A 24905-nucleotide genomic window follows, 5' to 3' on the forward strand; every position below is an offset into this window, starting at 1 on the left:
TATTTTCTGTCAGTAGAGTAGTGGGGGAGTAGGGAAGGTGGAAAAGAACCACTCATGTCCCTCCGAAGTTTGGAGCGGAGGCTTCCTCCGCTCCAACTTCTCTCCTTTTCCCCTATTTTTTCAAGACGCTATTAGCTTTTGCAATTCAGTAGTGACTTCTTCTTGGGACTGATCACCATTAATAGTTAGAAGTTTTTGGCGATCGCGATAATGGTCAATTAAGGGTGCAGTTTCAGTGCGGTATACTTCTAGGCGACGACGAATTACCTCTTCGGTGTCATCTTTTCGTCCTCTAGCTAGTAACCGTGTTACCACAACTTCATCTGGCGCATCCAGATTAACTACCCTTTCGCCACCTTGATGGATTTTTTCCAGTAATTCTTCCAGAAAAACCGCTTGTGTTACTTTCCGGGGAAAACCATCCAGAATCCAACCAGATTCAGCATCCTGTTGACTGAGGCGTTCCTGTACCAAATCCTGCACTAGCTGGTCAGGAACCAACTCGCCGCTATTGACATAACTTTGAGCTTTGATTCCCAAAGGAGTTTGCTCTTTCATGGCTTGCCTCAATATTTCTCCCGTAGAAATATGGGGAATATGCAAATGTTCAGCCAAGGCTTGAGCTTGAGTTCCTTTACCAGCCCCAGGTGGGCCCAAGAATATTAATCGCGTCACTATTGTTTCACCATTCCTTCATAGCGCTGAGAGATAACATAAGTTTGGACTTGTCTTGCTGTATCAATTGCTACGCCAACTAGAATTAACAAAGAGGTTGCACCTAATCCTTTAAAGGTCGGTACGCCTAAAGCTCTTTCGACAGCGGTTGGGATAATAGCAACCAAGCCCAAAAAGATAGCACCCAAAAAGGTGAGTCGGTTAGACACGCGCTCAATGTACTCACTAGTTGTTTTTCCCGGACGAATGCCAGGAATACTAGAACCCATTTTTTTCAAGTTTTGCGCTACATCTACTGGGTTAAGGATCAATGAAGAATAGAAATAGCTGAAGAAAATAATGGAAATCATGTACACCAGCGCGTAAACCCAAGACCCAGAACCACTTGGACTCAAATAAGTATTAACGATATTTGCCAAGTCTGAATTTTTCGTGAAATTAGCTATCAACAAGGGCAAACTGAGGATAGCAGCAGCAAAAATAATTGGCATTACGCCACCTTGATTTAGCCGCAAGGGTAAAAAGCTACGCTGTTCTGCCAAAACTCGCCGACCTACTTGACGACGAGCCGAAATAATTGGGATGCGCCGCATTCCTTCCTGCACAAACACAATACCAACAATTGTTGCCAGGAAGATTAAGACTAAGACGATCACACGACCCACTATTTCCCGACCACCAACTTGCACCAAGTCAATGGTATCGCCCAAGGATTTTGGTAATGAAGCCACAATATTGACAAAAATCAACAATGATGCACCATTTCCAATCCCTCGTTCTGTAATTAGTTCTGATGCCCACATGACAAACATAGAACCAGCGGTAAGAGCGATCGCAGTTTCAGCTACGAATAATGGGCCTGGAGTAAGAGCAAATTGTTGAAGAAACAATGCCGAAAAAGCTACACTCTGAACAATTGCCCAACCTAAAGACACATAGCGGGTAATTTGCGAGATTTTCCGCCGCCCTGCTTCGCCTTCATTTTTTTGTAAATTTTCTAAAGAAGGTATTGCCGCAGTCAGCAATTGGATAATAATTGAGGCATTAATGAAGGGCAAAATCCCTAAGGCAAAAACTCCTAAAGTAGAAAGTCCTCGCCCAGAAAATATATCCAATAAACCAAATATGGAATTATTGCCCGAAATTGCTTCGTGAAACCGATCTCTATCAATACCTGGCATTGGCAGAAAGATGCCCAGGCGAACCAAAATTAAAATACCGACGGTGACAAGCAGCCTGCCTCTCAGCCCAGCTGCTTGTGCCATCTGCATAAAAGTTTCTTGAGCCGTTGGGGCTTTGTCTCGACTGATCATAGAGTGCTACCTTTATAGTGAACCACGCCCTGGCAGCGAGTTGGTATGCACTTAAGTGCGCTGTTCTGGCTCACACTAAGACTTCACAACTCCCACCAGCTGCCTCAATTTTGCTCCGAGCTTGTCCCGTAAAAGCTGCCGCTTGCACTGTGAGCGGAATGCTCAATTCTCCATTACCCAAAATTTTCAGTGGCCCCTTGATAGCAGTGATTATACCTGCTGCTTTTAAGGAGTTCAAAGTTACTTCTGTATTGGCAGGAAGAGAGGCTAGCTTTTCTACATTAATCGTAGTGTAAATTTTCCGATTAACGATTGGAAAGCCTTTCAACTTGGGTAGACGACGATACAATGGCTGCTGACCACCTTCAAAACCTGGTCTAGTACCACTACCAGAGCGAGATTTTTGACCTCGCATACCTAGACCAGCACTGGCACCTTGACCGGCAGCAATACCCCTACCTACACGGCGGCGGCGTTTTTTTGAGCCTTTTTGGGGCTTAGCATCATTGAGTCTCATAAGCTAAAATTTGTCGTTTGTTATTTGTCATTTGTGAGCCAGTGCGGTCTTCTCCCTTGGCGCTAGCGTAGTATCTCGCAGAAAGCATCTGAGGTCTCCCCTATGAGTAACTGGTATTCGCCTTGGTGCGCTTTGCGCTCACCTGTAGGGTCATTTGTCTAAGCTTAGAGCAAAGGACTAAAGACAAATGACTTTTAATTTAGATGTAGAGATTTTCAATAGCAATGCCTCTATCCTCAGCAACTTCGGATAAGGTACGCAGTGTAGATAGGGCGTTGACTGCTGCTCTAGCATTGTTGAGTGGATTGTTAGAGCCAAGTTGCTTAGCTAAAACATTGCGAACCCCTGCCAACTCTAGAACTGTGCGGACAGCACCACCAGCAATTACACCAGTACCTGGTGCAGCTGGTCGCATCATTACCTTAGCCCCACCACCAACACCATCAATAGGATGGGGGATCGAGTTGGATTTAGTAATTGGGATATCAATTAAATGTTTTTTGCCGTCGGCTACGCCTTTTTTGACGGCACCAATTACATCTGATGCTTTGCCTACTCCAACACCAACTTGACCGCGTTCGTTACCAACGACTACAATCGCTCGGAAGCTGAGTTTTTTACCTCCTTTCACAACCTTACTTACACGTCGGATTTGGATAACCCGCTCTTGCCAGGTGGTTTCTTCTTTTTTTGTACGGTTAGCTTTACGACGACCCGTTGCCATAATCAATGCTCTCTTAATGTCATTTGTCAGTTGTCATTTGTCTTTTATCATTTGTCCTTTGTCATTTGTCCAATGACTAATGACCAATGACTAATGACCAATGACTTTAGAAATCCAAACCAGCTTCGCGTGCTGCATCAGCTAGTGCTTTGACTCGACCATGATACAAGTTGCCACCGCGATCAAAGACTACTTTGGTGATACCTTTTTCTAGCAATCGCACTGCAATCAATTTGCCAACTTGTACTGAGGCGTCACGGTTAGCGCCTGAACCTAAACTAGATTTCAATTCTGGTTCTACAGTCGAGGCTGCTACTAACGTATGATGGTTAGTGTCATCAATTACTTGCGCGTAAATATGCTCATGAGAGCGAAATACGGCTAACCTGGGACGTTCTGGTGAGCCGATGACTCGACCACGGACGCGTCGATGCCGACGCTGCTTAGATTCTCTACGAGTAAGTTTCATTTTTACTTCTTACCACCCTTACCAGTCTTACCAGCTTTACGTCTTACCGCTTCACCTGCATAGCGAATACCTTTACCTTTATAAGGTTCGGGGGGACGAACAGCACGAACTTTAGCTGCTGTATTGCCTACCACTTCTTTGTCATAGCCGCTAACTATGACGTTAGTAGTACCTTCCACTGCAAACTGAATTCCTTCTGGTGGAACAATCTGTACTTGATGGCTGTAACCCATATTCAAAACTAGGTTACGGCCTTGAACTTGTGCGCGGTAACCAACACCTTGAATTTCCAAACGACGCTGAAACCCTTGAGAAACTCCTTCAACCATGTTGGCAACTAAAGTGCGGCTTAAGCCGTGCAGTTGCTTAGAGGTGCGAGATTCATCCCGACGGTTAACTTGCAGGATTTCCCCTTCTTGAGAAACTGTCACAGCGGTTGAAAGATCGCGAGAAAGTTCTCCTTTAGGGCCTTTCACAACGACTTTTGTGCCATCAATCGTTACTTGTACTTTGGCGGGAATTGTAATTGGACGTTTTCCAATACGAGACATGACCTTTTGTCCTTTGTTATTTGTCCTTTGTTATTTGTCCTTTGTCTTTATATTTATGACAAATGATTAATCACAAATGACTACCAAACGTAGCAAAGCACTTCGCCACCCAAGTTCTGACGACGCGCTTCGCGGTCAGTCATGATACCACTGGATGTAGAAATAATTGCAATACCGATACCGCCTAGTACCCTTGGCAATTCTTTTCTATTAGAGTAAACGCGCAAACCAGGCTTACTCACCCGCTTCAAGGCGGTAATGAGAGGCTGACGATTTCTACCTTTGTATTTCAGGGAAATCACCAGATTGCGTTTTACCCCTTCTTCTACTTCTTCATATTCCGAAATAAAGCCTTCTTCGCGCAGTACTTTAGCAATACTACGAGTTAGTTTTGTGGCTGGCACTTGTGTAGTTTGATGCCTTGCCAAGTTGGCATTGCGGATGCGCGTCAGCATATCTGCAATTGTGTCGTTAGCCGCCATCGTTCCCTCTTTAGATGAACTTATTGATCGCGAAAGGGCATTCCCAATTCCTTAAGCAAGGCGCGGCCCTCTTCGTCGTTTTTCGCCGTGGTGATGATAGAAATATCCAAACCACGAATTTGATCGATGCTGTCGTACTCGACTTCTGGAAAAATTAGCTGTTCTCTGACACCTAGAGTATAGTTGCCACGACCGTCAAAGCTTTTCGGACTAACACCGCGAAAGTCTCGAATTCTGGGCAGTGACAAGCTAACAAGTCGGTCGAGAAAGGCGTACATTCGTTCCCCTCGAAGGGTAACCATAATGCCGACAGGCATACCTTGACGAATTTTGAAGCCAGCGATCGCCTTTTTTGCCCGTGTCACGACTGGTTTTTGACCAGTAACCAGCGCAATTTCGTTTAAAGACGCTTCTAGCGCTTTCGCATTCTGCGCTGCTTCTCCCAAACCTCTGTTAACAGTTACCTTTACCAACTTCGGGACTTGATGAACGTTGGTATATTGAAACTGATTAATCAGTTTGGGGACAATTGTCTCTCGGTATAAGTTTTTGAGTCTTGTTGTCGCCATAGTTTTTTGTCCTGATTATCCCTGGGCTTGGTCAGGGAAAAATTTATAAGTTATGAGCTATTAGCTATGAGTTAAATTTAATTCCTAACTCCTCACTTCTAACTTCTAACTATTTATCCAGAATTTCACCAGTTTTCTTGAGCTTCCTGACTTTCTTGCCCTCTGGTGTGAAGGTGTAAGCTACACGACTAGCCACGTTTTGCTTAGTAGAGTAAAGCATGACGTTAGAGCTATGAATTGGAGCTTCTTGGGTCACTATGCGCCCTGACTCTCCTTCTTGCTGCGGCTTTACGTGTTTAGTTTTAATGTTGACACCTTTTACCACAACTTTACTGAGTTGGGGCAATGCTTGAATAATTTCGCCAACTTTACCTTTGTCTTTGCCAGCGATGATCTGTACGGTATCACCAGTTTTGACGTGCATTTTGTGGAATACTTTGGGCGTATCCTTTTTGGTTGCCATTACAGCACCTCCGGAGCCAGAGAAACGATTTTAGTGAAGTTTTTCTCGCGCAGTTCGCGTGCAACTGGGCCAAAGACGCGTGTTCCTCTAGGATTACCGTCTTTGTTGATAATTACGGCGGCATTATCGTCAAAGCGAATACTCATACCGCTGTCGCGATTTACGCCTTTGCGAGTACGGACAATTACTGCTTCCACAACATCAGACTTTTTTACAGCCATGTTGGGTGTAGCGTCTTTGACAACGGCAATAATCTTATCGCCGATGCCACCATAACGGCGATTGCCCCCGCCTAAGATGCGGATACACATTAGTTTACGGGCACCGCTGTTATCAGCGACATTCAGATAGGTCTGGGGTTGAATCACGATTTGTCTCCCTTATGGTGTTGTTAGAAAATTAACAACTATGAGGTTTAGGCAGGCTTGACGTTGAGGACTTCTGTGACTTGCCAGCGTTTGGTTTTACTCAAAGGTCTGGTTTCTTGAATGCGAACGCGATCGCCCACTTTGCACTTATTTTCCTCGTCGTGAGCTTTATAGCGCCGGGTTTGAACTACAATCTTGCCGTACTTGGGGTGAGGAGCGCGGTTTTCGACGGCAACTACTACCGTTTTTTGCATTTTGTCACTCACTACCAAGCCAACTCGTTCTTTGACTGCCATAATCTCCTACTTTTCTTCTTGAACCGATTGACTTGCAACCCGTTGGCGCTCTGTCTCTACAGTGAGCAACTGGGCCAATCGGTGCCTAGCGTGTTTGAACTGATGAGGTTTTTCTAGTTGTCTCGTTGCTTTTTGCAACCGCAATTGAAACAGTTGCCTTTTAGTTGCGAGAATCTCCTGGGCTAGTTTTTCATCATTTAATTCTCTAGCTTCTGAAATCTTGGGAAGAGGCATAACCTACTCCTGCTCCTGTGGTTGAGAGCGCGTAATGAACTTAGTTTTTATTGGCAACTTAAATGAAGCCAAGCGCATAGCTTCACGGGCAATTTCTTCAGAAACACCAGCGATTTCAAACAAAATTCGCCCTGGTTTAACTACAGCTACCCAAAATTCTGGTGAACCTTTACCAGAACCCATCCGGGTTTCAGCGGGACGCATAGTTACGGGTTTGTCAGGGAAAATCCGAATCCAAATTTGTCCACCCCGGCGAATATAACGGGTCATTGCTCGCCGAGACGCTTCTATTTGCCGTGAGGTAATCCAAGCTGGCTCTTGAGCTTGGAGAGCAAAGTCGCCAAAGTTCAGGGTACTGCCACGGTTGGCGAGTCCCTCCATCCGCCCGCGCTGTTGTTTACGGAATTTAGTTCTTCTAGGACTTAACATGACTAGGTACTGGGGATTAGGTATTGGGGATTAGGGATTAAGGATTAGGGATTAGGGATTGGGTGCAATTTTTACCCAGTCGCCATCTGCCAGTTCCCAATCTCTATTTACCCTTCATTTGAGCGGTCTTCAAATTGCTGGCGACGGCGTTGTTGTTGACGGCGACGAGGCTCACGTTCACGTTCGCGATCGCGTGTAGCTGGCGGCGGTGGAGTTTCTTCCTGTCCTGGGATAATTTCTCCCTTAAACACCCAAACTTTGATGCCTAAAATACCGTATACGGTTTTGGCTGTGCAGTAAGAGTAATCAATGTCAGCTCGTAAAGTGTGTAGAGGTACTCTACCTTCACGAGTCCACTCTGTCCGAGCAATTTCCGCTCCGTTGAGCCGACCGCTAACTTGGACTTTAATACCTTGAATGCCAGCTCGCTGAGCGCGTTGAATCGCTTGCCGTACTACCCGACGGAACGAAACGCGGCGTTCCAATTGTTGAGCAATATATTCAGCAATCAGGTATGCATCAGCATCAACTCGTTGTACTTCAACTACGTTAATGCGAATTTGACGATTGCTACCCAACAGTTCTTGGAGTCCGGTACGCAATGATTCGATACCTTGTCCTCCCCGACCTACGACCACGCCTGGTCTAGCCGTGCGTACTTCTAAGTCGATTTGGTCAGCTTTTCGCTCAATTCGCACTTCGGAAATCCCGGCGTTGTTTTGAGCGAGTCTACCAAGCTTTTTTTCTATGTATTGACGGAGTTTGTAGTCTTCTTGTAGAAGTTCTGGATAGCGGTCAGGAACTGCAAACCAACGGGATTGGTGTTCTTGTGTAATACCCAGACGAAAACCTACTGGATGAATTTTCTGTCCCACTAATGCTTCCTCTAAAATTTCTTACTTTAAGCTATTTTTTGTGTAGGCGTGCTTATTTAGCATCAGCGTTAGCAGCAACAGCCACGGTAATATGACACGTCGGCTTGCGAATTTGATAAGCGCGACCTTGTGCCCTTGGTTGGAAGCGTTTCAGTACCGGGCCTTGATCTGCGTATGCCTGAGTAATGATCAACTGAGTTCTATCTAACCCAGCGTTATGTTCAGCATTAGCGGCGGCACTTCTGAGTACCTTTAATATGGGTTCAGTGGCTCGGTAAGGCATGAACTCCAAGATAATTAGCGCTTCTCTATATGATCGCCCCCGAATTTGATCGAGTACACGACGCACTTTGTAAGCAGAAATGCGTATATAACGGGCGATCGCTTTCACTTCAGTAGTATCAGTAGCCATAGTTTTCTCCTTGTTTGTCATTTGTCATATGTCATTTGTCATTTGTCTTTAGCTAATGACTCAATGACTAATGGCTAATGACTACCTACCTGCTTTTTTGTCACTTTTTCCATGACCCCTGTAGGTGCGGGTCGGGGCAAATTCCCCCAACTTATGTCCCACCATCTGCTCGCTAACAAATACTGGAACGTGTTGGCGTCCGTTGTGAACAGCTATGGTATGACCTACCATGAGGGGCAAAATTGTCGAGGCTCTCGACCAAGTTTTAATAACTTGTTTTTCGTTTCTTGCATTCAGCTTTTCAATTTTGCTGAGCAAATGATCGGCAACGAAAGGACCTTTTTTTAGAGAACGACCCATAATTCAATTTTGGATTTGGATTTTAAAATTAGGAGTTAGGAGTTACATATGACTTATAACTCTTAACTCATGACTCTTTAAGATTCACGACCACCGCGACCGCGTTTAGAAGATTTACGACGACGACGTATGATCAACTTGCTGCTTGCTTTCTTGGGTTTGCGTGTCTTTGCACCCAAGGTTGGTTTACCCCAAGGTGTTACAGGTCCCGATCTTCCGATGGGCGCTCTACCTTCACCACCGCCGTGTGGGTGGTCAACAGGGTTCATAACGCTACCTCTGACTTTTGGACGACGGCCTTTCCAGCGATTTCGCCCGGCTTTACCTGCACTCAGGTTTCTGGCGTCAGTATTACCTACTTGTCCAATGGTCGCGTAGCACTCCCGCCGGATTAAGCGGACTTCTCCAGAAGGCAACTTGAGTGTTACATAGTTCCCTTCTTTTGCCACAACTTGAGCAGTAGCACCAGCGGAACGTACAATTTGACCACCTTTGCCAGGAGTCAGTTCTACGTTGTGAACACTGGTACCCAAAGGAATGTTGGAGAGAGGCAACGCGTTGCCATCTTCAAAGGGAGCGTCTGACCCGGCAATAACTGTTGTCCCGACTTTCAACCCATTGGGGTGGAGGATATAGCGCTTTTCGCCATCCTGATAAAACAACAGCGCAATTCGAGCATTACGGTTGGGATCGTATTCAATAGCTGCAACTTTAGCAGGAATATTACGCTTATCTCTTTTAAAGTCGATAATCCGATAAAGTTGCTTGTGTCCGCCACCGCGACGACGGCTAGTAATCCGCCCCTGATTGTTACGACCTTTAGGACGATGCTTATAGGTAGTTAACGATTTTTCCGGCTCGGTTTTAGTGATTTCCGCAAAGTCGGATATCGTAACCTGGCGAGTGCTAGGGGTATAAGGGCGATAAGAACGAGTACCCATATTTTTAAATTTTGAGTGCTGAGTGACCGAAGTTCAGAGCTTTGCAAAGCGACGAGCTTACGCCGTTAGCGTAAGCCGCTGCTCCGACTTCTCGCTGAGTTTTAAGTTTTGAGTGATGAGATTTGAGTGTATTTAAGTTATGGTTCACAACTTATAACTCATTAGACATCTGGGAATAGAACTTGTCTAATCTTCTCTTCGTCCCCAGTCGCGACGGTAACAATGGCTCGCTTATATTGGGGCTTATAACCAATAAATCTGCCAACACGCCGCTTTTTGCGTGGTGGTAGCGTGGTATTGACTTTTACAACCTTGACTTGAAATAAATCTTCAATCGCCGCTTTAATTTCTAGCTTGGTCGCCTTGGGAATTACTTCAAAAGTGTATTTGTTTTGCTCCATTAAGATTGTCGCCTTCTCGGTGACAATGGGGCGACGAACTAGGTCGGCAAGGTTACGGGGGTCAAAGTTAGGCACTGTAGACCTCCTGAATTTTTTCTAAGGCTGATGCCGTAAGTACAATTTTGTCAGCGTGCAGCAAATCATAAACATTTAGTTGGTCAGCTGCAATCAGCTTTAAATTCTCTATATTGCGGGCTGACAAATACACGTTTTCGGGAAGCTCAGACAAAATTAACAGGGATTTATTTTCTGGTGCTACTCCCCAACGAGCCAACGCTGCAATTAATTCTTTGGTTTTTGGGCGGGATAGCTCGTTGCTAAATTCTTCTACTACGATCAAATCATCAATACGACTGACTAGCGCTGTTCGTAATGCTAAACGTCGTTCTTTCCGGTTCAATTTCTGATCGAAATCTCTGGGTTTTGGCCCAAAGATTACACCACCACCACGCCACAGTGGTGAACGAATAGACCCAGCACGAGCGCGACCAGTACCTTTTTGCCGCCAGGGTTTGCGACCGCCGCCTCTCACTTCAGAACGAGTTTTTGTGCTGACAGTTCCTTGGCGAGAATTGTTTAATTGTCGTACCAAGGCTCGATGCACAATATGCGCTGCTGTTTCTTCTTTGGCAACTCTCAACTCGAAGCTTGTCTCTCCGACTTGTTCTCCTTGCCAATTTTTAACTACACTTTGAACCATCTTCCCTACTTGTCCTTTGCCATTTGTCGTTTGTCATTTGTCTTTGAAGTTCAGAGCCTCGCTAAGGGAGGAGCTTAACACTAACGCCGGAAGTCGGCGCTCCGACTTCTCTGTTTGTCATTTTGTCTTTAGCCAATGACTAGTGACTAATGACTCTTACGGGTGAGCGCAAAGCGCACTCTACGCGAACGTAAGTTGTTTATAGGGGAGACCCCCAAAACCACACTGGCTCACCAATGACTAATGACTGTTGACTACTTACCAACTATCTTTGCAGGAACTACACTTACTAAAGCGCCTGGTTTACCAGGAATTGCTCCTTTAATTAGTAATAAGTTGCGTTCTGGGTCTACTCTGACTACAGTTAGCTTGCGAATAGTGACGCGGTATCCACCCAAACGTCCTGCCATCCGCTTACCTGGATAGACACGACCTGGTGTTGTACCAGCACCAATTGAACCAGGCGCTCTATGATTTTTGGAACCATGTGACATGGGCCCTCGACCAAAGTTGTTGCGTTTTTGGTTACCCGCGAAACCGCGACCAATACTTGTACCAACTACATCTACAATTTGGCCTGCACTAAAAATATCTGCTTTAATTTGTTGACCTAAAGCATAATCATTTGATGTATCAGTGTGATACTCGTTTAAATGACGTAATGCTGGAGCAGATGATTTTGCTAAGTGACCCAGCAGTGGTCTGTTAAGAGCCTTAGGTTTTACTTCGCCATAACCAACTTGAATGGCAGCGTAACCATCTGTCTGTTTAGTTTTAACTTGTGTAACGGTGCATGGCCCTGCTTGGATGACGGTAACAGGAATGGCTACTCCTGCCTCGTCAAATATTTGAGTCATGCCCAGCTTGGTGCCGAGAATACCTACAGACACAGTAACTGGTTCTCCTTTCTACTTGCTGAGTTGAGATTCGGGGTCTAGAGGACACGTTTTGTAAACGTCTGTTTGGGTTGTGGTAAACCCAAGAAAATTGGAGGGGCTGACGTCGCTCCAAGTTCTTTTAGGACACAACAAACCGTGTCTTAACTGTTTGGTGAATCCGTTTACTTTCACTCACTGGCTCACCAGGACAGCCACAGGCTCCTTCTCAATCTGAAGAAGTTTGTGGAATCAATGCAATGCGCTACAGCTTCGTGCTGTGTGCAGCAATGCTTTCGTATAAGCAATTGCTCTGGCACTTCCTAGTTGTAGTAGGACTTAAGCGGTTGTCTTCCACTCAGTATCCATTAACTGAGACTGATGCAAAGCAATGAAACCAACATTACTGCTCAGTTTCTACTTCACCAAAAACCTTAAACAACGGATTAAGGTTTTGCTTGCTTTTCCGGTGGCTACAGGAGTGAATGTAGCTTTGACCTAATTTCTGGTTGGGATTTTTAGCCACAACCTTCATAGTTAACCGTTAGGCTTATCTAGTGTACCAGTTATTTACCAATCTGAGATGGTCAATCCTGTTAGGAATTTAGTCATCAATTTTTGATGCTTGAACCAGCTAAAGAATAGCAATAAGATGGCAGTCTAATTTCTATGTTTGGTCACAATCTAATAATATATATCATTTATTTATTTTTGTCTATAAAGTTGAAAAACTCTTTTGCTCATTCAAGTAGAGGCGGGAAACCCAGAATCAATGCGGTTTACATTAGGTTAGGCGATCGCACACCCATCTGAATACAACTGTTTAATTTTGCGGCCTTAAAGGCAGTATCACATCAATATTCTGCATAACTGGGCAAACTTCAGAGGTATATCTAATGGAATAGCTATTTTCTATACAAATATGCGTTTATCACAGATTGGTTGTACTTGTCTTACGCTTTTAGTTGCGATCGCTTCTACGCCTTTAAATCTGAAATTCCAAGTTTCATTAATTACATCTCCTGCGCTAGCTGAAAACGCCCAGACTGGACAGTCAGAAGCAGATAAGCTTAGACAGCAAGGTATTGATAAGTATAAAACAAGTGATTTTCAAGCTGCTTTACAGTATTTGCAACAAGCATTAAGTATTTATAGAAACTTTAATAACAAAGCAGGAGAAGCCGCAACTCTCACTAATCTTGGGGAAGTTTACCTAGATTTTGGTGAAAAAGCGCAAGCATTGCAAGTTTTGCAGCAGGCTTTGACAATTCGTCGAGAATTAAAAGACCGCGTTGGGGAGGGGGAAACTCTCACAAAACTTGGTGTGACTTATTCAAATCAAGACCAAAATGAGCAAGCATTAAAAACCTTACAGGAAGCACTGGCTATTCACAAGGAATTCAAAAACCGTACTGGGGAAGGGGAAACTCTAACTTACCTGGGTGCTGTCTATAGGAGACTCAACCAACTTCCTAAAGCTTTGGAAATTTTGCAACAAGCGTTGGTAGTACGGCGCGAGGTGCGTGACAGGTTGGGAGAAGCAGAAACCTTAGCGTTAATTGGGTTAGTGAATCTAAATTTGAAAGAATATCCGCGCACTTTGGAATTAACTCAGTCAGCTTTAACTATTTATAGAGAAGCGAAAAATCGTCTTGGAGAAGCAAACGCTTTAAGAATTACAGCGATAGTTTATGAGCAGCAAAGCAAGTATTCTGAAGCTTTGAAATTTTATCAGCAAGCGTTACCTATTTACAAACAAATTGGTATACGAATTGCAGAGGCAGAAACTCTCGTTAGTATAGCAACAGTACATAATAAAATGCAGCAGTATTCCCAAGCAATGGAACCTTTGCAGCAAGCATTGGGAATTTTTAAAGAAAAAAAAGAACAAAATCAAGAAGCGAATGTTCTGTTTGCGATCGCTTCAATGTATGAAACTCAAAGTCAATATACTGAAGCATTAAAATATTATCAGCAAGCTTTTTCTATTGTTAGAAAACTCCATAAACGTCCAGCAGAGGCAAATATACTCAAAAAAATTGGTTCTATATATGAAAGCTTAGATCAGTATCCCCAAGCGTTGCAGTTTTACCAACAAGCTTTAGATGTATATAAGCAATTAAATAACCGTGCAAATATTGCATTAACGCTTAACTCTATCGGACTCCTTCATAACTTATTGCGTCAATTTCCTCAAGGATTAGATTCTTATCAGCAAGCACTAGCAATTTTTCAAGAACTTAAAGAGAAACAAGGTATTGCTTTTACACTTGCTGGTATTGGAGCAGTTTATCAACATTGGGGTAAATATTCTCAATCATTGAAATATTATCAGCAAGCATTACCAATTTTTCAAGATTTTAATCTCACTCAACTAGAAGCATCCACGTTAATGAGTATAGGTACTAACTATAGTAAGTTAAACCAACATTCACAAGGTTTACAGTTTTACCAGCAAGCATTAGTTAAATTCCAGCAACTTAAATCTTCTTCTAATATTGCTTTAACTTTGTTCTTGATTGGCAAAATTCATAATGATTTAAGTGAATATAGCCAAGCATTAAATTATTACGAGCGTTCATTATCAATATTTCAAAGTCTAAATACCAAAGAATATATTGATGGAGTTTTGAATAATATGGGGACGCTGTACACAGATTTGGGTAGTTATATTAAAGCAACTGACTTATTAAATCAAGCACTGAAAATTCAAAAAGAATTAGGAAAAACTGATAGTAGAACGATTAATAATCTTGGTCTTGTCTATGAAAAAACAGGAAAATATTCTCAGGCTTTAAAGTTATATATGCAAGCTTTAGAGATAGATAAAAAGAATGATAATCAAGAAGGTATAGCGACAATTTTAAACAATATTGGATTAGTTTATACTAAACTAAATCAATATCCAAAAGCTTTAGACTTGTTTGAACAAGCATTAGTAATTTCTCAAAAAATTGGTAACCAGAAAGGGGAAGCCACTACGTTAAATAATATTGCACATACTTATAACTTTCAGAGTAAGTTTCAGCAAGCGCTCAAATTATATCAACAATCATTAGAAATTAGCAGAGTAATTAGTGATCGCTCTGGAGAAGCGCTAAGTTTAAATAATATTGGCTCTACTTATATTCCGTTGAGCCAATATACACAAGCAATAAAAATCCTTCAGCAGGCTTTACAGATTTCACAAGAAATTAGCGATAAAGAAGGTGAAATAAACACCTTAGTTAATCTAGGTGCAGTTTATGATAATTTGAGTAAGTATGACAAAGCCTTGGAGTATTACCAAAAATCTTTACCAATGGCTCAATCTTTAGAAAATAAAACTGATGAAATACTGGTTCTTAATAATATTGCCTCAGTCTATCAAAAACAAGGTAAATATCGCGAAGCATTAGAGTTACATCAACAAGTTTTAGCAATGAACAAACAAATAGGAGATAAGAATGGTGAAGGATTTTCTTTGAATAATATTGGAGTAATTTACAATAGCCAAGGTGAGTATTTAGCAGCTTTAGAAAATCACCAAAAAGCCTTAAATATTGCTAAGTCACTGGGAAACCGTTCTCTAGAAGCAACGAATTTAAATAATTTTGGCCGGATCTATGAAAGTTTGGGAGAGTATGATGAAGCATTAAAATTTTATAACCAAACTTTAGATATTCAAAAATTTATTGGTGATAGAAGTGGCGAAGCGGTTTCTCTAAACAATATTGGGTCAATTTACCGCCAAAAAAATCAGTATGAGCAAGCACGAAATACTTATATGCAAGCTTTGAAAATTGCTAACAATATAGGTGATCGCTCTCAAGAAGCCCAAACTCTAAATAACTTAGGTTTTGTTTATGATAATTTAGATAATTCAGAACAAGCCCTAAAATTTTATCAACAATCTATAGCTATTCATCAATATATTGGTGATAAAAATGAATATACTGCTTTGAATAATATTGGAACTGTATACGCTAGCCAGAAAAAATATACTCAAGCACTTAATTATTTACAGCAAGCCTTAAAAATTTCTCAAGCTAAAGGCGAGAGTGATGAAACTATAGTTATGACTAATTTGGGAAATACTTATTTTTTATCTGGAAATCTAGTCGAAGCAGAAAAATATTTAATTAATGCCATCTCAATTAGCGAATCTGTTCGAGGAAAATTAGGCACAGAAGATAACTTTAAAGTCTCGTTATTTGAGGGACAAGCTAGTAGATACAAAGTACTACAGCAAGTCTACATTGCGCAAAAGAAACAGGAAGCGGCTTTAGAGATTTCTGAACGTGGACGCGCTCGTGCTTTTGCAGAGTTAATAGCCTCAAAATTATCGGGTGCAGAGAGAAATCCGTCCATAACTGCTCCCTTGAATATTCAGCAAATCAAACAAGTGGCTAAGTCTCACAATGCTACTTTAGTCGAATATTCGATTATTAAAGATAATGTCAAAATTCAGGGTAATAATCAAGAATCTCAACTATTTATTTGGGTAATCAAGCCTACAGGAGAAGTTGTATTTCGGCAAGTTGACCTCAAACCATTGTGGCAGTGTCAACAACAGGTTTGCCCAAAATCTTTGGAAGATTTTGTTGCTAGCACTCGTGAGTCTATTGATGTAAGAGGTGCTATTTTTTCAACACCTGTAGCTGATGCAAAACCAAAAATTAGCAGCCAAGAAAGGTTACAGAAACTGCATGAAATATTAATTCAACCGATCGCTGATTTATTACCCAAGTCAGAAAGTGAAAGAGTCGTATTCATTCCGCAACAATCTTTGAATCTGGTTCCCTTCCCAGCTTTGCAAGATAAAGCAGGTAAATATCTAATTGAAAAGCACACTATTTTAACTGCACCGTCAATTCAGGTTTTACAACTGACACGTCAGCAACGACAACGCCTCGCACCGACATCAGATGTAAGTTCTCTAATTGTTGGAAATCCGACAATGCCCAGTGTACCGCTAAAACTGGGGACAACGCCTGTACAATTACCGCCATTACCGGGTGCTGAAACAGAAGCAAAAGCGATCGCACTTCTTTTTAGTACCAAAGCCCTTACAGGAAATCAAGCAACAAAGTCTGCAATTACACAAATGCTTCCCAAAGCGCGGATTATTCACCTAGCAACACATGGAATATTAGATGATATCCGCGGGTTGGGAAGTGCGTTAGCTTTTGCTCCTTCCGAAGGAAGGCTCGCTCTGGCTCCAGACTCTAGTCTAAAAAAGCTAGGTAATGGTTTGCTGACGGCTGAAGAAATCCTAGATATCAAATTCACTGCTGAATTAGTTGTATTGAGTGCTTGTGATACTGGGCGTGGAAGGATTACAGGTGATGGCGTTGTAGGGCTATCTCGCTCCTTAATCTCTGCTGGCGTTCCTAGCGTGATTGTGTCCTTATGGGCGATACCGGATGCACCCACAGCCTCGTTGATGACTGATTTTTATCAAAATATCCTGAATAAGCAAGATAAAGCTACAGCATTGCGAAACGCCATGCTTAAAACGATGAAACAACATCCCAATCCCAGAAACTGGGCTGCATTCACTTTGATTGGTGAGGTGGAGTGAAGGGGATGAGGGGGATGAGGGGGATGAGGGGGATAAGGAGAACAAGGAGGACAAGGGAACAAGGACAAATATAATTCTTGACTCTTGACTCCTAACTCCCAATGTTCAATACCCAATTCTCCAAATCTATTTCATAAGTTAATTGTTGAACCGAATCTAGCCGTTCACGGTAAATAATAGAGATATCTAAGTGGGATAAGACGAAAATCTATGGCACTAATTACCACTGGCAACGGTTTGATTCGCGATTTGGAAAAATTTGGCGCTCTTGGCGTGTACGTACCTCTGGAAGGGGGTTATGAAGGTCGTTATCAACGCCGACTGCGTGCGGCTGGCTATACCACCCTCCACATTACTGCTAGGGGATTAGGCGACGTGGCTGCCTATCTCACAAAAGTTCATGGAGTCAGACCTCCTCATCTTGGTAAAAAAAGTAGTGGTAGTGGTGCGGCAGTAGGTTATAGATACTATTTGCCACCACTAGTCAATTCGCATCTAGAACAGCTACCACCAAAGTCAAAAGGGCTGGTGTTGTGGATTATTGAAGGGCATATTCTTTCCAATCAGGAACTTGAGTTTTTAGTAACTTTGCCCACCTTGGAACCACGGGTGAAAGTAGTCATCGAAAGGGGTGGCGATCGCTACTTCCGTTGGACATCTCTAGAAAAAACTCTCTTAGCTAGCTAATATCTAGAAAAGTTAGGAGTTAGAAGTTAAGAGTGAGGAGTTAGAAGTTTTAAATTTCCAGCTTCTAACTTCTCACTCTCTTAGCATTTCGATAGTGCTAAAACGAAAACCACAGGATGCAAATAACCGCCGTGCGCTCTCGTTGACTGCTGCTGTATCTAACCGAATTTGCTTGACTCCCATTTGATGAAAGCGTTCAACACTCAGCATCACTATCTGTCGTGCAATACCTTTTTGGCGGTGTTCTGGCTCAACCCACAGATCATGGATAAAAGCAAATTCTTGTAAACGATAAATTGGTATTTCTTGCTCTACTGTTGCAACTATAAATGCTACTAGTTGCCCTTCCTCTTCAGCTACTAGAAATACGCTCTGTTCGTTGTTGGCCAGCCGCGTTAACCATTTTTCATAACGCTGTTCTGGATGCGGCATAAAACCATACTTGGCAGAATCCCAAGACTCGTGCAAAGCACAAATCTTAGCAACCATCGGTAAAACTGCGAGTACATCAGCTGGCGTGGCGGAGCGGATTAGCATAAGTTCTTGAAGAACAGAAGATTAGCTCATTGCTGGATTTGTGTCCACTTAACTAGTCAGATTAGCGTTTTGTTGACACAGCACGGAGATAAACTTAGAAAAACTTTGTTTCCAGCATTAAATGGCAAGATGCCTGCTGAGTTAATCCTGTTGGTGAGCAAATTTATAACTACCCCATAGAGAAAGAGCGATCGCAATTCCCAACAAAATCGGCACGCTATACCAAGGAAATTGCGACAATGGCAAATGAGCAGCGGCACGCAGTCCGATGCTGGCATAGGTTAAGGGCAACAGGTAAACTACAACTTTTAGAGCAACTGGTAATGTACTAGGGTCGAAGAAAGTGGCTCCTAAAAAAGACATAGGGATAATTATAAAGTTGTTGTAGAGTCCCACTGATTCGAGCGATCGCACACTCAACCCAACAATTACCCCCAAACCAGCAAATACAGCACAATTCAGCACTAGCAACAGCAGAAATAACGGATTGAGAAAATTCCAGTTCCCAGTCAACACCACCGCTACCAAAATCACAGAACCAGAAGTCATCAACCCCCGCACTATCCCCGCTAACATTTTTCCGATATGCAACGCTAAGGGATGTATGGGAACTAGCAGTAATTCCTCAAACGTTTTAGTAAATATTCTGTCTCCGCAAATCGAAAATGTGGTTCCACCAAAGCTAATCGTCATCGACGACAGCGCTACCATCCCCGGCAAAATAAATTCCAAATAGTTGTCATAGTTCCCACTGATGCCTGAGCCGGGTTTGATTGAACTACCCAGACCCAAACCAAAAGCTAAAATGTATATCAGGGGAGATATTAAGCCTGATGCAGCAACTTGTACTATTCTTACCCGTAAATCAAGCCAATCTCCCCAAAAAATAGTCAAACTATCAGCTAAAAGGAGTTGAAATTGCGAAGTTTTGAACTTCTTACTTGAGAGTAGCGCTCTTTGAAATGTCACTTGCTTCCAGTTAAGTATAAAAATTTTACTACTATTAATTTACATTTTTTGATACAGCAATAACTAGGGGTAATCAAAAAATCCAATACTGATAAATTCAAATTTAAACAACGTTAAAATTAGATCAGTTGTGCATTCGGATGGCATCGTGTTTCTAATCTTCTGCTGAATTAATATCTATTTTTTTGAAAAAAGTAAAAATATGCTATAATGTATAGCTAAAAGTTATTACAAAACAAATTTAATTGTAATTTGGAAATCAAGTAAGGGAAAACTGTAATTAAGTAATTGAAAGTTACTAATAAGCAAATAGATAAGAATACTCAGCAATTTTTATAGATGAAAACAATAACCTACAAGGTTTAAATTATGTTATGACATTAAGCCCGTCTGCTATTTTCTTGATTAAACAAGAATATTGCACAGAAAGTTACAGGCAATTACAGTCAAGACTAGGCATACTGAAAGAGGGAGAACAGTTTAGACAACTCCCTGCCAATCGGCGTGAAGGTGATTAAGCAAAAATGAGACGTAAACCCACTGGTAGATCAGCTACTACTTCTAAACCCTCTGCTTTTCAATCCCCTCTGTTTAACTTCACCACCATTGCAATTTTGGGAGGGGTATTGATTTTAGGAATTGGGATTGGCATTGCCTTTAGTTCTACAACTACACTGACCCCCTCAAATGTGGCTTCTCGTGAATTCATTGACACAAAAGCACCGAACCCTGAAATTTGTGTGCAGTATGGAGCTAGCGCTATGGTGATGGACGCTAGACTGTTTGTCACTCTCAACCCTTTCAATGTCTACGTTGCCCAGCCGAGTATGCGTCCTGGATGTGTGATTCGACAAAATAACTGGGCGCTTTTAGAGAACCGTAAGCTGGTGACATCTGACCAGGTAAGAGATTGCAAGAATCGCCTAAATACCTTTGGCTTTACTGGTAATTTAGAGAGTGATAAACCTGATATTAGGTGTATATATCAGAATGAAGCTGCTCAAAACTTCTTTACCTCTCAACCAGGAGCAGTTACAACGCCACAGGAAACAGATAGATTCTAAGTATGGGGCTTTGAGCATTAGGGAGCCAGTCTTGTGGGTGGTGAGTGCAGCTACACGTGCAGTTCAGCAGCCCGGTTGAGGTCTCTCCAAATAGAGGGACTGCTGTTAGCGCAGCGTTAGCGATAGCGAAGCGTTAGCGACGAAGGAGCGTCACCCGTAAGGGCTTTGCCGCCGTTAGCCTCAGCGGTAGCAACGGAGGAACGTTGTGGACTGCTGTTAGCGTAGCGTAAAGCCTTCTCCTAACGGAGACGCTAAGGGCGAACGGCATAGCTGAGTCGCAAAGCTACGCCTTAGTCTCCGTCAAGAGAAGAGCTTTACGTAACGATAAGGAAGTGTTCGGCTTGGTGTCGCAGACAAGCAATCTCAAACCTTGATTTTACGTCGAGAGTGCATAACTCCTGGGTTATTAGTTGCTCCTCTAGTCCCTATTACCTGTTTTTGGGTAAAGGTTGACCAAACTCAATCACCTCAATTTTCGGAACATTGGGTGGATAGTTGGGATTTGTTGGAGTTGGAAACTCTGACTTGAGAGGGGGAAGATTATTCAAGTTACTGGGTTGATTTGAGAAACTAGGAGGAGGAAGAATAGAACTAGGTGGTTGAGAAGGGTTGTTAGGAGTCAAGGGAGGTACAGTGACAAAAGGTTGCTGAGAGTTAGTATTTGTTGGCAGTAGGTTGCTAGATGGAGGCAAAACCATGAATGAAGTCTGCTCTAGGTTCGTACTAGTCAGGGGTTGGTTATTAGGCGGCTGTGAGTAGTTGTATTGTGTTTGAGGTAGGTTACTAGGTGGCTGGTATTTAGAAGTTGTTTGAGGCGGTTTGTTGGAAGAAGCCGGTGATTTTTTTGGTTGCACAGCAGTACTGGAACTACGGCTAACAGGACGTAATACCCAGCGAGTGGGGTTCTTTGGGGAAAAGGGTTGCAGTTGCAGTTGCTTTGGATTGAAAGAAGTATTTGCTGCTAAATCTAAAACAATGCGTGTGACACTGGGGCTGAGTTGAGAAACGCGAATTTTTTGGATTGCTCCAGAATAATTTTGTTGAGTGGCAACAGAGCCTAATTTAGTATCCGGCAAATCTACAACGATACGAGGGGGTTGGGCAAGGTAGAAATAGCGGGGGGTTGTTCCTGCTGAGAGGTTAATTTCCAGTCGCAGTTTCTCTGGATAAAACCGCCAATTATTTAGCTTCGCTACAGGTGCGGCAGCACTGCTACCAGTTTCAATGGCAATTACGGCGTACAAGCCAAACAAGCTGACGCTAAACAGCTGTTTACAGCATTGAAAAAATTCCCTAGTTCTTAGTCCCTGTTGCATTATTTGAATTCCTTGTACAACGTAAAATGCCAACAATTGAAACTCTCTCAGAAAGTGCCTTTTCCCTTCTGCTTTCTGCCTGCTGTCTCCTGATTTCTACTTAATGACTATTTTGCTTCTGAGATTTTTCTTTAGTTTGTTCTGGTATAGCAGTAAATGTCCAATTTTGCGAGATATCACTTACAGCTAGTTGACCTTTGATACTGTTTTTATCCAACAGTTGCATTTGAATTGTTACTGACTTTATTTGATTATCTTGGGAACGAGGGCTATTACAAAGGATGGAGCGCTGAACTTTTCCAGCTAAACTCAACTGTTGATTTGTCAAAAGTCCTGTTAGAGAGTGCTTTTCGTCAGTATCTGCGTTAGTTGTTGCTGGTAATAAAGAGGCATTAAAATAAATACCTGATTGCTGAATGTTTAATATCAGGGGGTCTGATTTTTGACAATTAGGCAAATTTTCAGCCAGCATTAGACGATAGCGTCCATTAATTACGGGAGAAGCTTGGAGATTCTTTTCCCCGTAAGCGGTTACGGTTTTAAACAACAGCACTACTATACCTATTGCTACTCCATAAAAGGCTAAAGATTTAAAGTTGAAATGATTCATAGTCTCAATTCCCAACTGTTGATTCTTGATTACCAACCTCAGATAGTACAGAGGTAAGGTGAGGGGTAAGTTGGCTGTAGCGGCGGGTAATTAGTAGAGAGGAGCGACACTGGATGGCTAATTGGTCTGTGTAACGTCCCAAGGTTTGACGCTCGATACCCCAAGTACGGCTAGTACCAGCAATAGTCAGGTCTACAGCTTTTGATGCTTCGACTACGGCTTGGATAGGATCTTGGGCTTCAACAATTGTGATATCTATGCGATCGCGTACACTAGTCGGCAATTGCTCCATCATTGTCCGTAGTTCGTAACTCAATTCATCCTTGAGATGATTTGCTACTACCTGTAAAATCTGCAACCTAGAAGTTTCTCGGTTAATTAGCAGTCTCAGAGCAAGTATCAGCGCTAAATCATCATGGGTATTTGCAGAATAAGGCACTAACAAGCTTTCTAATCGCTCGCCTCCCCGGTCTATAAATACTGCCACATCCACACGCGCGGTGATGAGAATTTGACCAACTCGTCCGCCTAAACGATTGCTACTAAAAGCCGGGCGATGCCATCCTACTAAAATTAAATCTGCTTGTTCGAGTGCAGCAATCTGTGCCGTTTCTCTTGCGACATTACTCGATATGCCAACTAAAGGATGCACATGAGAGCGTGTTTCTGGTGGTTCAAGAGTATTAATTAATTCTTCTAACTGCTGGCGGCGCTGTGCAATTAATCGATCTGCCTCAACTGGGGTATTTTCAAAAGCGTAATCTTCTTGAAACTCAATCAAGCTCAGGGGATGAACAACGGCTGGGTTTTGAGAGTTGAGAGCAGTGCCTGCCGCAGGCTGCGCCAAGGCTACTGCCAACTGTAACAAACCTTTTTGGGTACTGGGATTAGCTACTGGTACTAAAATTCGATATGGACGAGTGGAAGATTCGCCGCCAGCAGTATCTATATCTGTTTCTGCTTGCGAGTCTGGTTCCATGACATCCAGCCTGATCAGCCTTTTCGGATACGTCCATTCCAGCAGCGGCGAGGTCATAAACGTAGTTACCAAGGCCATAATTACCAGCATGGTAAATAACAATGGAGAAATTACTCCTAACTCCAAACCTATATTTAGCACTATCAACTCGGTCAAACCACGAGTATTCATCAACCAACCAAGCGCCGATGCTTCCCGTTTATTAATACCACTGACACGAGCTGCTATGTAAGTACCAATATACTTGCCTGCGATCGCCACCGCTAAAACCAATACACATAATATCCATAATTCAGGACGGTTAAGCAAACCAATTTCCGTCCGCAAACCACTGTAGGCGAAAAACACTGGCAGCAAAAATATCAGTACAAAATCTTCAGTTTTTACTGCGACTTCCCTTACTAAGTCTGCATCCTTGGGCATTGCTGCTCCCAGTAAAAATGCCCCAAAAATCAGGTGAATGCCAATTAGTTCGGTGATCAGTGCAGAGGCAACTACTGCCATATAAATCCCGGCTAGAAGCAATTGGCTCAAACGTCCAGCACGACGGTAGTGGGCAGCAAGGCGTTTAAGAAACCAACGTCCCACCGTCAACATGAAGCCGATGTAGATCACACTTGCAATAATTGTGGGGAATGCACCAGCCATATTACCAGTACGAGCTACTGCGATCGCTACTGCTAATAAGCACCAAGCTGTCACATCATCTACCGCTGCACAAGTTAACGCCAAAGTCCCTAAGCGCGTGCCTTGTAAATTGTTCTCAGTAATAATTCGCGCTAATACTGGAAAGGCAGTAATTGACATTGCCGCCCCTAAAAATAGAGCGAAGGCAGTAAACGATACATTTGCATTAGAAACCAGGGGATAAAGTAGTACCGCTAGCAATGTTCCTAAAGAAAACGGAACCAAAATACTTACATGAGAAGTTAAAACTGCTACTTCTAATTGACCGCTTAAGTATTTAGGATTTAGTTCTAATCCAATCAGAAACATGAAAAATATCAGTCCCACTTGAGACAAGACATTTAAAAAAGGAATAGTTTCTGGTGGAAATAAGGTAACTGCTAGATGGGGAGCAACCAAACCCAATAAAGATGGGCCGAGCATAATCCCGGCGACAATCTCACCAATTACAAGTGGTTGCTTAATTGACTTGAATGCTAATCCCACCAGTCGTGACAGTCCAATAACAATCAGCACCTCAAGCAGAACGAGAATAACTGTATGCATGATTTCCTCAAAAGCAACTATTCGGTTTACCTAAGATGATTCTTTAAACTAGTCGAAAATGTCAACCTTGTTAGATATACTTCAACTTCATTTCTACTTATTGGTAATGCCTATTTTTATTACTACACAATTGCAGCTAGAGAAAATAAATTTTAACTTCTTTAATAATTAACAGTATATTTACTCATCAATTTACAATATAGCTACCAACAAGTATTCAGTCTTAAAAACTAGCTACTAGTAACGCTTAATCGCTACTAGTAGCCTAATAAATACCTATATTCACTGCCCAA

General features: G+C 42.6%; 28 protein-coding genes. 3 read left to right on the plus strand and 25 right to left on the minus strand.

What is annotated here, in order from left to right:
• Positions 1-120: 120 nt before the first annotated feature.
• The 20 genes from WKK05_RS27745 to rplC form a co-directional block, all read right to left on the minus strand.
• Positions 121-675 (minus strand): adenylate kinase, encoded by a 555-nt coding sequence (locus WKK05_RS27745; protein WP_341526246.1) that lies wholly within the window; start codon positions 673-675, stop codon positions 121-123.
• Positions 675-1988 carry a preprotein translocase subunit SecY gene (gene secY / locus WKK05_RS27750; protein ID WP_341526247.1) on the minus strand — a complete coding sequence of 438 codons (1314 nt, stop codon included), beginning with the start codon at positions 1986-1988 and terminating at the stop codon, positions 675-677. The genes WKK05_RS27745 and secY overlap by 1 nt, the downstream gene beginning before the upstream one ends.
• A 70-nt stretch (positions 1989-2058) precedes the next feature.
• Entirely contained in the window at positions 2059-2505 is a 447-nt protein-coding gene (rplO, locus tag WKK05_RS27755; protein WP_341526248.1) for a 50S ribosomal protein L15, read from the minus strand.
• Between the two features lie 199 nt (positions 2506-2704).
• Positions 2705-3229, minus strand: a complete 525-nt coding sequence (gene rpsE / locus WKK05_RS27760; protein ID WP_341526249.1) for a 30S ribosomal protein S5 — start codon at positions 3227-3229, stop codon at positions 2705-2707.
• A 106-nt stretch (positions 3230-3335) separates the two neighbouring features.
• Entirely contained in the window at positions 3336-3698 is a 363-nt protein-coding gene (rplR, locus tag WKK05_RS27765) for a 50S ribosomal protein L18 (protein WP_341526250.1), read from the minus strand.
• A gap of 2 nt (positions 3699-3700) precedes the next feature.
• Positions 3701-4249, minus strand: coding sequence for a 50S ribosomal protein L6 (gene rplF, locus WKK05_RS27770; RefSeq protein ID WP_341526251.1), 549 nt, complete (start codon positions 4247-4249; stop codon positions 3701-3703).
• Between the two features lie 80 nt (positions 4250-4329).
• Positions 4330-4731, minus strand: a complete 402-nt coding sequence (gene rpsH, locus WKK05_RS27775) for a 30S ribosomal protein S8 (RefSeq protein ID WP_341526252.1) — start codon at positions 4729-4731, stop codon at positions 4330-4332.
• Between the two features lie 20 nt (positions 4732-4751).
• On the minus strand, positions 4752-5300 hold the full coding sequence (gene rplE, locus WKK05_RS27780; protein ID WP_341526253.1) for a 50S ribosomal protein L5: 549 nt from the start codon (positions 5298-5300) through the stop codon (positions 4752-4754).
• Between the two features lie 109 nt (positions 5301-5409).
• Positions 5410-5763 carry a 50S ribosomal protein L24 gene (gene rplX, locus WKK05_RS27785; protein ID WP_341526254.1) on the minus strand — a complete coding sequence of 118 codons (354 nt, stop codon included), beginning with the start codon at positions 5761-5763 and terminating at the stop codon, positions 5410-5412.
• Positions 5763-6131 carry a 50S ribosomal protein L14 gene (rplN, locus tag WKK05_RS27790; RefSeq protein ID WP_162396590.1) on the minus strand — a complete coding sequence of 123 codons (369 nt, stop codon included), beginning with the start codon at positions 6129-6131 and terminating at the stop codon, positions 5763-5765. Before rplN ends, rplX begins: the two co-directional genes overlap by 1 nt.
• A 47-nt stretch (positions 6132-6178) precedes the next feature.
• Positions 6179-6427 carry a 30S ribosomal protein S17 gene (gene rpsQ, locus WKK05_RS27795; protein WP_341526255.1) on the minus strand — a complete coding sequence of 83 codons (249 nt, stop codon included), beginning with the start codon at positions 6425-6427 and terminating at the stop codon, positions 6179-6181.
• Positions 6428-6433: 6 nt separating this feature from the next.
• On the minus strand, positions 6434-6661 hold the full coding sequence (gene rpmC / locus WKK05_RS27800; RefSeq protein ID WP_341526256.1) for a 50S ribosomal protein L29: 228 nt from the start codon (positions 6659-6661) through the stop codon (positions 6434-6436).
• Positions 6662-6664: 3 nt separating this feature from the next.
• A complete protein-coding gene (gene rplP / locus WKK05_RS27805; RefSeq protein WP_341526257.1) occupies positions 6665-7090 on the minus strand; it encodes a 50S ribosomal protein L16 in 426 nt (141 codons plus the stop codon).
• Between the two features lie 107 nt (positions 7091-7197).
• Complete coding sequence (gene rpsC, locus WKK05_RS27810; RefSeq protein WP_341526258.1) at positions 7198-7965, minus strand: 30S ribosomal protein S3; 768 nt, start codon at positions 7963-7965, stop codon at positions 7198-7200.
• Between the two features lie 52 nt (positions 7966-8017).
• A complete protein-coding gene (rplV, locus tag WKK05_RS27815) occupies positions 8018-8377 on the minus strand; it encodes a 50S ribosomal protein L22 (protein WP_341526259.1) in 360 nt (119 codons plus the stop codon).
• 81 nt (positions 8378-8458) lie between these two features.
• The gene (gene rpsS / locus WKK05_RS27820; RefSeq protein WP_162396596.1) at positions 8459-8737 is read right to left on the minus strand and encodes a 30S ribosomal protein S19; all 279 of its coding nucleotides are present in this window, start codon (positions 8735-8737) and stop codon (positions 8459-8461) included.
• Between the two features lie 77 nt (positions 8738-8814).
• On the minus strand, positions 8815-9678 hold the full coding sequence (rplB, locus tag WKK05_RS27825; RefSeq protein WP_341526260.1) for a 50S ribosomal protein L2: 864 nt from the start codon (positions 9676-9678) through the stop codon (positions 8815-8817).
• Between the two features lie 161 nt (positions 9679-9839).
• On the minus strand, positions 9840-10154 hold the full coding sequence (locus tag WKK05_RS27830) for a 50S ribosomal protein L23 (RefSeq protein ID WP_341526261.1): 315 nt from the start codon (positions 10152-10154) through the stop codon (positions 9840-9842).
• Positions 10147-10779, minus strand: a complete 633-nt coding sequence (gene rplD / locus WKK05_RS27835) for a 50S ribosomal protein L4 (protein WP_341526262.1) — start codon at positions 10777-10779, stop codon at positions 10147-10149. The genes WKK05_RS27830 and rplD overlap by 8 nt, the downstream gene beginning before the upstream one ends.
• A 254-nt stretch (positions 10780-11033) precedes the next feature.
• Positions 11034-11669, minus strand: a complete 636-nt coding sequence (gene rplC, locus WKK05_RS27840; RefSeq protein ID WP_341526263.1) for a 50S ribosomal protein L3 — start codon at positions 11667-11669, stop codon at positions 11034-11036.
• A gap of 907 nt (positions 11670-12576) precedes the next feature.
• Here rplC and WKK05_RS27845 point away from each other — a divergent pair.
• Positions 12577-17217 carry a tetratricopeptide repeat protein gene (locus tag WKK05_RS27845; RefSeq protein ID WP_341526264.1) on the plus strand — a complete coding sequence of 1547 codons (4641 nt, stop codon included), beginning with the start codon at positions 12577-12579 and terminating at the stop codon, positions 17215-17217.
• A 210-nt stretch (positions 17218-17427) separates the two neighbouring features.
• Positions 17428-17904 carry an NAD(P)H-quinone oxidoreductase subunit N gene (locus WKK05_RS27850; protein WP_341526265.1) on the plus strand — a complete coding sequence of 159 codons (477 nt, stop codon included), beginning with the start codon at positions 17428-17430 and terminating at the stop codon, positions 17902-17904.
• 72 nt (positions 17905-17976) lie between these two features.
• On the opposite strand, the gene WKK05_RS27855 is transcribed toward WKK05_RS27850, so the two are convergent.
• Positions 17977-18441 carry a GNAT family N-acetyltransferase gene (locus tag WKK05_RS27855; protein ID WP_341526266.1) on the minus strand — a complete coding sequence of 155 codons (465 nt, stop codon included), beginning with the start codon at positions 18439-18441 and terminating at the stop codon, positions 17977-17979.
• 141 nt (positions 18442-18582) lie between these two features.
• Complete coding sequence (locus WKK05_RS27860) at positions 18583-19410, minus strand: ABC transporter permease (protein WP_341526267.1); 828 nt, start codon at positions 19408-19410, stop codon at positions 18583-18585.
• A gap of 524 nt (positions 19411-19934) precedes the next feature.
• Between WKK05_RS27860 and WKK05_RS27865 the strand changes: the two genes are divergently transcribed.
• Positions 19935-20474, plus strand: coding sequence for a DUF3172 domain-containing protein (locus tag WKK05_RS27865; RefSeq protein WP_341526268.1), 540 nt, complete (start codon positions 19935-19937; stop codon positions 20472-20474).
• Positions 20475-20902: 428 nt separating this feature from the next.
• On the opposite strand, the gene WKK05_RS27870 is transcribed toward WKK05_RS27865, so the two are convergent.
• The 3 genes from WKK05_RS27870 to WKK05_RS27880 form a co-directional block, all read right to left on the minus strand.
• Complete coding sequence (locus WKK05_RS27870) at positions 20903-21790, minus strand: AMIN domain-containing protein (RefSeq protein ID WP_341526269.1); 888 nt, start codon at positions 21788-21790, stop codon at positions 20903-20905.
• Positions 21791-21890: 100 nt separating this feature from the next.
• The gene (locus WKK05_RS27875; protein WP_341526270.1) at positions 21891-22400 is read right to left on the minus strand and encodes a hypothetical protein; all 510 of its coding nucleotides are present in this window, start codon (positions 22398-22400) and stop codon (positions 21891-21893) included.
• A gap of 4 nt (positions 22401-22404) precedes the next feature.
• The gene (locus WKK05_RS27880) at positions 22405-24612 is read right to left on the minus strand and encodes a cation:proton antiporter (protein WP_341526271.1); all 2208 of its coding nucleotides are present in this window, start codon (positions 24610-24612) and stop codon (positions 22405-22407) included.
• Between the last annotated feature and the right edge of the window lie 293 nt (positions 24613-24905).

The sequence above is a fragment of the Nostoc sp. UHCC 0302 genome (assembly GCF_038096175.1).
In the GTDB taxonomy this organism is placed as follows: Bacteria; Cyanobacteriota; Cyanobacteriia; order Cyanobacteriales; family Nostocaceae; genus UHCC-0302.